General features: G+C 63.8%; 9 protein-coding genes. All 9 read right to left on the bottom strand.

The annotated features are described in order from the left end of the window. A partial coding sequence (locus ACIHAD_RS35995; RefSeq protein WP_397359182.1) for a hypothetical protein occupies positions 1-369 on the bottom strand: 369 nt, incomplete at its 3' end. 135 nt (positions 370-504) lie between these two features. After that, positions 505-1,356: a hypothetical protein gene (locus ACIHAD_RS35990; RefSeq protein WP_397359181.1), complete on the bottom strand. Its 852-nt coding sequence runs from the start codon at positions 1,354-1,356 to the stop codon at positions 505-507. Positions 1,357-2,190: 834 nt separating this feature from the next. Further along, positions 2,191-3,909: an AAA family ATPase gene (locus ACIHAD_RS35985; RefSeq protein WP_397359180.1), complete on the bottom strand. Its 1,719-nt coding sequence runs from the start codon at positions 3,907-3,909 to the stop codon at positions 2,191-2,193. Between the two features lie 460 nt (positions 3,910-4,369). Continuing rightward, positions 4,370-6,535: an FtsK/SpoIIIE domain-containing protein gene (locus ACIHAD_RS35980; protein WP_397359189.1), complete on the bottom strand. Its 2,166-nt coding sequence runs from the start codon at positions 6,533-6,535 to the stop codon at positions 4,370-4,372. Positions 6,536-6,540: 5 nt separating this feature from the next. Then, a complete protein-coding gene (locus tag ACIHAD_RS35975) occupies positions 6,541-6,750 on the bottom strand; it encodes a hypothetical protein (protein WP_397359179.1) in 210 nt (69 codons plus the stop codon). 11 nt (positions 6,751-6,761) lie between these two features. Continuing rightward, complete coding sequence (locus ACIHAD_RS35970) at positions 6,762-7,646, bottom strand: DUF2637 domain-containing protein (RefSeq protein WP_397359178.1); 885 nt, start codon at positions 7,644-7,646, stop codon at positions 6,762-6,764. A 382-nt stretch (positions 7,647-8,028) separates the two neighbouring features. Continuing rightward, on the bottom strand, positions 8,029-10,008 hold the full coding sequence (locus tag ACIHAD_RS35965; protein ID WP_397359177.1) for a DUF3987 domain-containing protein: 1,980 nt from the start codon (positions 10,006-10,008) through the stop codon (positions 8,029-8,031). Next, positions 10,005-10,355, bottom strand: coding sequence for a hypothetical protein (locus ACIHAD_RS35960; RefSeq protein ID WP_397359176.1), 351 nt, complete (start codon positions 10,353-10,355; stop codon positions 10,005-10,007). The genes ACIHAD_RS35965 and ACIHAD_RS35960 overlap by 4 nt, the downstream gene beginning before the upstream one ends. Before the next feature lie 603 nt (positions 10,356-10,958). Further along, complete coding sequence (locus ACIHAD_RS35955) at positions 10,959-11,207, bottom strand: hypothetical protein (protein ID WP_397359175.1); 249 nt, start codon at positions 11,205-11,207, stop codon at positions 10,959-10,961. Between the last annotated feature and the right edge of the window lie 83 nt (positions 11,208-11,290).

The raw sequence follows: 11,290 nt of genomic DNA, 5'->3' as shown, positions 1-11,290 counted from the left end.
GCCATCCTCGGCATCGAGAACATCAACAGCTTCCGCGTCCAGCTGTCCCAGTGGTCCCACCAGGGCTACATCAACAAGATCGGACCAGCTCTCTACGGGCCCATGCCCGCCAGCACTTAAGCCTTTGTCAGCAGGCTCTAAGGGGCTCCGGCGACCGCACGGGCACACCCACTCAGCGGGAGTGGTCAGGGAATCGCTCATGGCCTGCCCCTCGGCCAGCCGTTGCACAGTGAACGAGGCGGTCGTGAGGAAGTGGCCACCTCCCGCACCCTCGCTGTGGATCTCGCCGCACCGACGGCAGCGGACGTGACGCGGGTCTTTCCCGCGCACCGTCCAGTTCATCGCGATGTCCAGCAGGGTTCTCAGCATGCGCCCCTCATCAGCACAGCCATGACCACCGTTCGCCGACGAGCCGCCGAGAACGCCATTCACGGCCCTGATACCAGCGGTCGCGCAGCGGGGGGCGTTGCGCCCGGAGGTGCCTGGAGAGAAAGGTGCAACTGATCACGAGCTGTTGGTGCCGCCAGTGTCCCGGCGCCTCTCGGGAACGTCAGACTCGGGGGCCTTGGCCTGCCGAGCCTTGCGCAAGAGCAGGGCGGAGGCCGCTTCGCCCAGTGGGTAGGTGTTCGGTCGTCGACCGGGGATCTCTTTCCCCTTGAGAATCTTGCGAATCTGCTGAGGCTGAAGGGGGCCCTTGGCCAGGTACGCGGCAAGCTCGGCGGCCGTGGCGACGGCTTCGTCGTCCGGCACGCTGTTGCCAGACACCGCCGGCTGCTGCGCGATATCTTCGGCGGTGTCGTCGCCGGGCCGGTCAAGCGCAGGTGCGGCGGACGGCGCTACCGCCTCCAGCAGCTCCCGACGGACCGCCAGGAGCCATTGTTCGATTCGCCTGTCGATCAACGTGTATATCTCGTTGGCCACCCGCGCCTTGACCTCGCTGTCGAGCCGATCCTGCAACTGGGCGACGAAGTTCTCAACGAACCGCTCCTGGAAGTCAGTGCCGTCGGCCCAGGTGTTGGCCCACACCTTGAACAGGTTGTCGAACCAGTGCGCAACCCAGGCGTCAAACCCCTTCTTGAGCTCGACGTCCTTCCATGCCGTGATCCGGGAGTCGAACCCAGCTGTGAACAGGACCTCGAACCTGTCCTGGAACTGACTGTCGGCCCAGGACCCCATGCGTTCGTCGAACCGTACGGCGAACAAGGCCTCGACCCTGTCCTGCAAGTGGCCGTCAGCCCATGCCTTCAGCCGTTCGTCGAACCTCTGGCTGACCTGTTCGTCGATCCACCGGTCGAATCGGGCTTGGAACCATTCCTCGAATCGTTCCTCGCTCCAGCGCCCCCACGACAGTCCCACGCAGGCTCCCCTCGCCAGGAGCAGAAATGGATCAGTTAAGTGGAAGATACGAAGCGTCGCGAATACGGGATAGGTAATGACGAGACAGGATTGGGTCTCTCTGGAGAGACCCAATCCAGCTGTTGACGTCGGCCTGATCGTCGCTTCCGGGAGCCTGTCGACGGCGTCGCCAGCGCGCCCAGAGCCGCACTCACAGCCAGTCCAAGCCCAGCATCGTGCGCGAGCCCCATGGCTGCGACAACCCTGACCAGAGAGCCGGCGAGGCGCCGGTGCTCACAAGCGAGCGTTCCGCCCCCTCGCTCCTGGCCTTCCTACGGTCCACGCCAGGCGTCCAAGCCTGGCTACGAGGGCATATCCGACGCGTTCGGATCGCCAGGGACGGTGGAAGGGCGGATGAGGAGAGGGCGGAGGGGCCGCCGATCGTGTGGGCGATGTCCGGTGGCACGGGATCGGGGCGTTCGGGCAGGGGTAGGCCGTTGACGCCCGCTCCGCAGCGCGGGGCCACGTGCAGGTCGTGGACCCGCTCCGTGACGTCGGTGATGGAGAGAAGCACCAGGACCGATCGAGGGCAGTTGGCGGCCGATGAATGAGTTCTCTAGCGGCTTGCCCCGCGAGGTCTAGCAGCTCTACTAGCGACACAACAGCCCTATGACCTGCAGCCTCGCGCTCTAGCGATCGCGTGCAACGCCCTCGGATGAGGTTCCAGGGGCGTTCGTCAATGTAAGTGGGGCGCTAGAGCTGGCTCTTGCATCTACCGAGTACCTCGGCTACGTCAGCACGGTGGGCTCTCAGCGGTTTAGCAATCAAGCTTGGACGGGACTTAGTTCATCGCCCCTAGTATCCGACATTCCCAGTGTTCCGATTAGCCTCACGGATAAATTCCACTAGAGAGTCAACATGTTTTCCAAGGACCTTTGGGAAATCTGCCTTCGGCCACACCTGGCATACTGCGCGGGCGATGCGAATTTTATCTACTGATCCGTTCCATGCTGGCATGTAATTCCTCAGAGGGTCACTCCAGCTATCCCCCGACCATAGAATTTCACGTCCATGAATCTGCCTTACCGCAGCAGACAATATACCGGGCGGCACGTAGTTCTCGATCGTATAGCCATCAGTGATCCAAGCGTGCCCCGGATAGTCCGCGTTATTGAACTCGTCGCGAACACGCTTCTTGGTATGATTGATCGGCTTCCTGGCAGACACCTTGTCACTGTCGATGAGAATTGCAATATATCGATTAAGCCGCCGCAGCGATATGAAGTCCGAAACCTCCGGATCAAGTGCGCTCAGGTGATTTAGAAGACGCCCACCATAAAACATGATGGAGTAGTGTATGCCCTCCACCAACTCCGGAGCCTTCGACTGAATCCAGTGCTGCACATAGATGCGATCACTCGGACCCTCTACCCATATTACGGCATTGGCCTGCAGGAGATCAGAGGGGCGATATCCAAGGTCAGCGCATATCGACGCGACCTCTGCCGGTGTTTTAGCTCGACTAACAGAAGTTTGTCCATCAATATCGCGCACGTGAAAGACGTGAGACTGATCATAGTCCAATATGTGCGCCGAATGCGTGGCAATGATGTACTGATTCAAGGTCTCTTCTCGGAGATATCGAACCAGTTTCCTCTGCAGAAGCGGGTGCAAGTGCACCTCAGGCTCCTCGATACACACAAGATGATCTGTTAGCACTGTAGCAGCGACAGCCAGAATGATCACCTGGTGAATACCAGTTCCCAGATGGGTTAGCGGCAGGACTCTACCACCCCTGTGAACGTTGATCGTGTTTCTTTCAAAAGGAACTTCCAGACGAGCGCTCGGGTCCTCTAGGACGGTTTGCAAGAACCGATTCACCGCTTCAAACCTGGCCCGATCCTGATGCTGAGAGGCGCTAGGATTCTGCAGCCGAGCAAGGTGGTGGATGATATCGGATCCGTTATGTGGGCCCGCGGCACCCCCACCGATCATTCTAAAGGCATCGATGGATGCTACAGGAGGGAACGTTTCCCAAGCATGAAACGCCCCCAGAACCCTTCTAGCATCTTCGCCCTCTCCCCCTCCGCTTTGGCCAGCTATTTTAGAAGAAAGCTCTCCCAGACCATGCCGAATCAGGTCGGCAGTGACTGCGGAGACTTGCTGTTTGCTCGGCGTCAACGAACTGCTTGCGCCCGCCATGTATTCGTATTGAAACCACAATAGGCCATCCTGTGTAAGCCTCAGCGCGGGATGTTCAAGCAAAAGACCCAGCGCTTTCGAAGCCATAGAATCACTAGGAATAGTCGCAGAAATTCGACTGACGATTGGATCGTCCTCCCGGACTGCAACGGCCAAGACAGCAGGAGCCAGACCCTGAGTTCCATAGGGAGCGTCTAGTTCTTCCGCGCCGGGGTGCGCGTTCTTGAGAAAACGAGTTGCCCGAAGAAGATTTGATTTTCCTGCATTATTCTGCCCTGCAAGCAAATTCACTCTGCCGAGCGGGGCCAGAAGCTGAAGATCATCATGGATGCTCCGATATCCGGAGATGCCGAATCCAGGGAACAGCTCCATCTGCGACCCCGATCTTCTCGATGGCGACTTCGGCTTCGGGCGGGAAGTTACACGAACGCGGCTACAAGATAGCGGGTCTTCCGGGCCGGATGGACCACATCTGCACCACATATCCATGGCACCTGCCGCCCATGTCGCTGTGCAGGGTCTGGCAGCCAGGCTGAGCAGTGACCGCGCCAGTCATCGTGAGACGGATGGCGAGCGGCTGACTGATCGAAGGGGCAATACTCCGATGTGCTGAAGACAACGCGGGTGGCGCACTGGCAGGGGGTCCTGAAGGAGCCCCTGCCAGTGGTGCGAGTACGCACCTCTCACCTTTCCCTAGCAGCTCATGCCGCTATGTCTAGCGACCCTGCTAGCGGAAGAGGCGCAGCGCACCCTGTCATCTAGCACTCCAGATGCCTATGCGCACGGTTCCGACATGAGGTGACAGACGTTGTACAGGCACAGGCTGAGACAGCTAGAGCTGTCGCCTGCTGTATGCCTTGATCACATCGGCCCGATTGAGCCCCTTTCGGTTACGCCCCCTGCCGGCGGCGTCACGCCCCCATGTGTCCTCCGTCCTGATGCTGTACTCCTTTAGGCGTGCAGTCAGCGCGGCAGTCTTGGCGTCCATCTCCAGACCGGCCCACTGGCCATATGCGTCCGGCCGGAATTCGGCCAGTCGATCCACAACTGTGCTGTTCCAGACTTTTTCTTCCTTGGCCGTGGTCACGGTCAGGATGTCGGCCAGCAAGTCGTAGGAGACCCGCTGAGGCGGTTGCTGGCCTATCGCTTGTCCCGACAGCGTTCCGGCCGCTTGGCGGAGCTGGTGAGCACGCTCTGCGATCAGCTCGGAGACGGGGCCATCAAGATAGGCCGACCGGACAATAGCCGGATGCTCGGCGATGCCGACCGCCCAGGAGATGCCCTTGTCGTGCAGGGTAAACATGGTGGCCTTGATCCCCGCTTGGTGCGTGCCAGTGCCAAGAATCATGTCGTTCTCCTGCCAGCCCATCACCCGCAGGCAGATCCGGATGCCTGCGTTCGCTGAGATGGCCTTGGGCAGGCTGTCCTTGTCCGGGCGTTGGGTGGCCAGGATGAGGATGATCCCGAGGGCGGGGCCGCGCTTGATGATGGCGGTGGCGTACTCGGCGGCCTCCTCGCCGTGCTCGTCGTCGGCGAACAGCTCCTGGCACTCGTCGATCGCGACCACCATCGGGTGCAGGCCGAGGTCCCGCCGCGCGGCCAGCTCCGGGGTGACCTTGAACTCGGGTGCCTGGTGGCGTGGCAGGCCATCGATGACCTCCGCGCGGCGATCCAGCTCGGCGTACACCTCGGCCAGCGAGGCGACGCATGCCGCCTTTGCGGAGTCGGTGGCGCCCTTGGCGTAGTGGTGGGCCACTCTCTCCATCGCCGACAGGTCGCCGGTGCCCTTGAGCTCGAACAGGCGTAGCTCGGCCAGCGGGTCGAGCGCGCAGGCCAGCAGCAGCACCCGCAGTGCGAATGTCTTGCCGTAGCGCGGCATGCTGCCGATGAGCACGTTGGCGAACATGAGCAGGATCGACACCGGCCGGCCGCGCTGGTCGTTGCCGTACGGGACGGGCTCGAACAGGCTGACCTGCCCCGACTTGAGCAACGGCCAGGCGGGCTGCCGGGCCTTGCGCATCTCGATGTCACCAACCCACAGCGCCAGGCGGCCGGGGTGCTCCTCCGACACCGGCTCGGGCCACACGCAGCCCAGGGCCCGGCGCAGGCCGGAGGCGAGCTTGTCCCGTTTCTCCAGCACCTCCGCCACGGTCACACCGAGCGGCAGGTCGACCTCGGCTCGCCAGCCAGGGCCATCGCGCATGATGGGAGCGGGGAAGGTGATGCCACGCCCGTTCTTGCCGAGGGCCTGGTTGATGGCCGAGATGCCGAGCGATCCGAGCGCGTCCAGCACCTGATCGCTGGTGAGCTTGCGTACGCGGGTCGGGATGACGGCCCTGTCCAGCAGTGGCTGGTCGGCGGGCGAACCGACCATGCCTAGAGCTGCCACGAGCAGGCCGAGGATCGCCCAGTGGACCCAGGTAGGCGCGGCCACCGCGACGAAGATGCTGACCAGCACAAGCGTGATCGTGCCGATGAGGAGCGTCCACAGGCGTGCCTTGACTCGGGCGTCACGCTGCCGCGACAGCGCGAGGTACTCAGCGGCCTGCTCCCGCGACACCGCCGCCCGGCGGATGGGACGGCCTTCCAGGTCGAACAGCCAGCGCGCCAGCGCTCGCAGCAGCCGCCAGGCGCCTGCCGGGGAGCGGGCCGCGAGTTTGGCGGCGTACTTGGGAGCACGCAGCGAGTGGTAGGCCATCACGTAGCCGGCGTGCTCGGCCTGCCACTTCATCACCTGCAAGGCGTCTGCCTGCGACTTCAACCACACTGGGACCAGTGGTGCCCGCTCCTCGCGCCGGGCCGCCAGCTCGGCCAGCAGGTTTGTCGGTTCAGACGGGTGTGGCTGGTCGACGGGCAGCACCGTGCCCTGAAGGACGTCGCTGTCCTCACCCGAAGCTTCCCGAGCCGCCATCTGAGCAGGTGCGGGGGCGCTGTCGGGAGTGAAGGCTGAGGTCTCCTCCTGGAGGGCGGCAACTTCGCCATCGTGCGTGTCCTCCATGACGGTCACCCCCTCACCCCCGTCCGGGCCACCAGCGCGCCGAGGATGTCGGCGTGCACGGCCAGGAGCACGGCGGCGATCGCCATCGCCTCCACGCCATACCTGGCCAAGCGGCACCAGTCCGCCAGGGGGAGCAGCACGGCGCTCCTGGCCTCCGGAGTTGCCTCGCGGGTAGTGCACAGGAGGAACAGGCACGCGAATGCCACAGGGATCAAGACGCCCTTCATCAGGCCGCCTCTTCCTCGCTCGTGTCGGTCGTCGGCGCATTGTCCAGTGGCTCGGCGTCCTCCGTATCAGGCGGCTGTGTCCCCTTCTGCTCGACAGTGTGCGCCCGCTCTCTGTCCACCTCCGCGATGATCTCCTCGGCCTCGCGCTGCTCCAGTCCCCACCGGTTCATCAGCGGGCGTCGACCAAGACGATGCCTGCCCTCCCCAAGGCTTTCGGTGTACGCCAGCCGCGCCGCCTCGAACCGGTCAGCGGGCAGCACCTGCACCTCACGTTCCACCTCCAAGACGGTCTCGACGGGCTGGCACACGTGCTCCTGCGTCGGGCTCTTGGCGGAGGGGCGTCGGGTGTTGCGGACGATCCACATGAGCAGCTCGTACGCGCCCGCGAAAGCTATCGGTGCCAGGGCGCTGACCAGGCGCGACCCGAGTCCGCCGGACCAGCCGTCCGCGACGTTCGCGGCCAGGGTCACCGCGCCGCCCAAAGTCAGGGCGACCCATGCCAGGACTGGCACGCGGATGCGGCGGCGCGAACTGTAGACCATCACAAGCGAGGCCATGACGATCACGCCGTCGGACATCGCCGGATAAAGGACTGCCATGTCGTGCCGCTCACCAAGGGCGACGGCCAAGGCGTAGAAGTGGTGGTACGAGACATAGGCCGCCGCGCCGGCGACCGCCAGCAGAACGGCCACCGCGAAGCCAAGGATGACTCGGTCTCCGAGAAGGCCCGTACCAGGGTCGGTGGATTCTTCAACGGGTGGCACGGAAGGGGAGTGAGGAACGCGCACGAGCTTGGTGAGGATGCTTCGGAAGCGCTTCGGCAACGCCTCGTCGATGGAGTGCGTTCCTTCTGGAATGGCGGGTGTGGAAGGGTTGAGGGTCATGGCTTGGCTCCTGGTTTGGTCAGGTTGCTGGGTCATAGGCCGGGGTTCGGTGTTGGAGTCACCGGTCCCCGGCCGCCTTACTGCCGCTGTCCTGCGCCAGCAGGGGCGAGCATGTCTCCGCCCGTACTCCCCCAGTCCGTAAGTGCACGGGCGTACTGGACTGCGGGCGCTCGGCGCAGGGAGAAACAAACGATGATCTTGTACTGGCGTCTGGCATGCGCTGCTGTGACGCGGGGTGAGCGGGACACATCGGTGGCAGCCGTCAGCGCGTCAGCAGAAATCAGCACAAATATTTCTGCTGATTCTGCTGACGCGTTGACAGCTGAAGGCATGCCTCTTCGCACTGGTCGGTTGTGACGGTGAGTAAGAGGCGACGAGGTCGTCATGCGAAGGCCTGAGGGTGGAGCTCGTAGATGGCAGAAGCCGGACGGCCCCGTCCGCTTGGCGCGGCGGTAGGCAGGCGGCGTAGCCAGCCGTGGGTTTCTAGCAGGCGCAGTGCCGGTTCGAGACCGCTCATGGTCTTGAAGCGGCGCAGGCCCGAAAGAACGTCGCGGGCAGTGAAGCGACTTGTGGCTGTGCGGCCTGCCCACTCCAACAAGGCTCGGGCATCGGCGACAACCGGATCGGCGCCAATAGCGTCGTAAGCGGCTTGGGCGTGCTGGGTGAAGTAGTCGATGATCTCACAGGCGACAGCGAAGGTATCGGCTGTGATGAGCCGGTCCCGGCCGTCTTTGAGGTGGGTGGCCATGTGGAGCAGGGCAGCGATGCGTACGGTGGCGCCCACGAGTTTGCCGCCCCAGTCGGTCATATGGTGCAGATCTCCGCCGGGGCGGAAACGGGGCTCCGTCTGGGCCAGTAGCCGGGTTATCTCTTCTCGCGCGTCAGGGGTGAAGGTCAGCGTGTGCCGTGGCCGCTCGTCGGCGGCGTTGTGGAGGGAGAGCACCAGCTTGCTCAAGTTGACGCTGTAGATCTCCTCGACCGCAACGGGGATAGGGGCCGGGTTCGCCTTTCGATTGCCGAGCAGGGAGTCCGGTATCGAGTACAAGATTCGTCCAAGCAGACCCTGCTCACGGAACTCCGGAGTGTCGCCGAGCCGCGCCAGAACACCAGGCTGAACGCAGACGCCCAGGGTGAGGGTGGCCGCCTCTATGCGCTCGCTGGTCCGGCCGATGCGGTCGATGCGCATCCCCTCTCCCGCGTGGCCGCACAGGAATGCCTGCAAGTCTGGGGTTTTGGAGTAGCGACCGGCCAGGATGGAGAAGATCTTGCCCTCGGCCGCCAGGACCGCGAAGCGGCCGCCTTGTGCTGCCATGAGGGAGGCGAGCTTCTCAACCGAAGCGTCATCGGTGAACAGCACTGGCTCGGCCGGCACGGTGATGCTCTCCAGGGCGAGGGCGGCGGAGGTGGCTTCGGCCAGCGCGTTGGCCTGCTGCACCGGATCGCCTACGGCAGCAGCCTTGGCAGCGGTCCTCTCCGCCTCCGCCTCGGCGATTCGCCTGGCCAGTTGGGCTTCGATGATGGCCGGCTGGGCACGTTTGACCAGCTCCGCTTCGGCGGCGCGTATGGGGGTGGTCATGTGCGCGAACACTTCGGACTTGCGGCTGCCGGGCGGCAGCGCGACGACGGTGAACACATTGGTGGGTTCGGTCCACGCGGGAGCTCTCACCCAGAGGTGTCCGGCGGAGGCAACCGACAGGACCGCGAGGGCCAGGCAGCCGGGCAGATCGGGAGGTGTCTGCGTGACCTCGGCCAGCGCGGCACAGTAGTCACTTAGCCAGTCAGGGAACGTCCACAAGGGGAAGGTGGGCAGCTCACCGGTGGCCGAGAGTGGCATGGGGTCAGCCCAGCCGCGTACATCGGGGCCAGCGATCGTGGCGCATGCAGCAGACGCCTGAGCCCGCAGATCCTCGGTCATGTCCAGGTCTTGGGCGTTCTGGCCGAGTTGCACGAGACGGTGGCCGGTCTGGATCACACTGCGCGCGAATGCCAGCTCTCGCAGGCGGCGAGCGTGGTAGCCGACATTCACTGTGGTCATCACACCTGCGACGAGTGTGTGCAAGTAGGTTGTGTCATCCAACGTACGCAGGACCTTCCCGAGAACGCTGGAGAGAGCGATCCAGTCGTACGCGGCATTACGGTCGGCCAGGCCGATGATGGTCTGCCAGATCGTGGCGTGCACGGGCCGGAAGAAGACGCTCTCGTCCACAAGCGGCCGCAACTCGGCCAGCGTGTGCGGGTGGCGCATGACAGCTCCGAGCACGGCCTGCTCAGCCTCGATGTCGTGGGGCGGTACCTGATCGAAATCAGGATCTGCCTGTGAGATGGGAACGATGCTCAGAGATGGTCGTGATCGACTGGTCACGCCGGTGTTCCTCTTCTATACGGACGGCCATCATTGGTGGCCGCTGGAATGTCCTCGTGACGAGCGATGAGGCAATGGCCTACGGCAGGGAGGGGGACCTCTGAGGGCTCGGGCTGTACGACAGCGTCGGCGAACTCGATCAGATGGACACGCCAGCCGCGGCGATGGGCCAGGTCCACCCACGACTCGACGTATGTCTGCATGTTGGCCAAGGCTCGATACAGGCCGACGCCGTGATTGCTGCCAGCGCAGATGCAGTGACACCCAGACTCGTGGGCCTGGTAGCATTTGGCGTCGCAACGGCCGACCAAGCCCTCGGAGTTATAGAAGGCGATCAGCGTGCTCATGCTGTCAGCCGCCTGCTACCGACCTCCAGGTGGTTGCCCCGGCAGCACATCGCGCCAACGGTGAACAGCTCCGGCAGAGGTGTACGGGCACGTGTGTGGAGGAACCCGTATCGTGAGCAGAGCTCACTCAAGAACTTTCGAAGCCCACTCGTGGTCACGAGATGTCCAGCCACGGGGCGTCCGAATTACTCAGTAGATGGGCGAACGGTTCAACTCCGGCCTCGGACACTTCACACCAAAGCGGGAGAAGTTGCGACTTCTCCCGCTTTGCTGCGTTGGCGCTGGTAGTGACCTGGAGAGCCGGCGCTGTCCTGGCGGCGTTGATGGCGCTGCCCGGCCCTCGCGACGGCGCCCCCGATGGAGCAGGGCGCCGACCCACCCTGGTCGCCCCCTTCCGCGAGCACCTGCGCAGGCGCCGTGGTGGCAGGCGGTCTACGGGCTGGCATGGTTCCGCAACGGCGGTGACATCGGCAACCTCGGCCGCGGCTTCGGCCTGTCACGCAGGGCGTCCTACCGATACTTGAACGAAGTCATCGATGTCCTGGCAGAACAGGAACCTGACCTCAAGAATGCCCTGGATCGCGCTCAGACCGACGACTGGCCTCACCCGATCTTGGACGGCACCCTACGGGCATCGATCGGGTCGGCGAGAAGAAGATCAGCGTGCAGGGCAAGGACGTCGACGCCTGGTATGGGTATCCGACGGGCTACGAAGGCGCTGGCACCGGTGTCCATGTCCCGGTCAAGCAGCCCGCAGACGGCCGAGAGCTGGATGTTGACACGCGTACCAGAAATGCGCTTCTCCGTTGTCTTCGCTGTCTGGGAGAACGCGGCTTCACGCTTCTTGAGCAACGCCGGCGCACCTTCGGCACGTACACCTCAGCCCAGCCGAGTAGGCGACCTCGCCGAAGCGGCGCTCGTTCTCACCCACGTCG

This window comes from Nonomuraea sp. NPDC052265, assembly GCF_044547985.1.
GTDB lineage: Bacteria > Actinomycetota > Actinomycetes > Streptosporangiales > Streptosporangiaceae > Nonomuraea.
This window is presented reverse-complemented; position numbering and strand designations above follow the sequence as displayed.

Excerpts from the sequence above, each read along its gene's own strand:
- ACIHAD_RS35985 (WP_397359180.1), bottom strand. The coding sequence starts at position 3,909 with ATGGAGCTGTTCCCTGGATTCGGCATCTCCGGATATCGGAGCATCCAT.
- ACIHAD_RS35980 (WP_397359189.1), bottom strand. The coding sequence starts at position 6,535 with ATGGAGGACACGCACGATGGCGAAGTTGCCGCCCTCCAGGAGGAGACC.
- ACIHAD_RS35970 (WP_397359178.1), bottom strand. The coding sequence starts at position 7,646 with ATGACCCTCAACCCTTCCACACCCGCCATTCCAGAAGGAACGCACTCC.
- ACIHAD_RS35960 (WP_397359176.1), bottom strand. The coding sequence starts at position 10,355 with ATGAGCACGCTGATCGCCTTCTATAACTCCGAGGGCTTGGTCGGCCGT.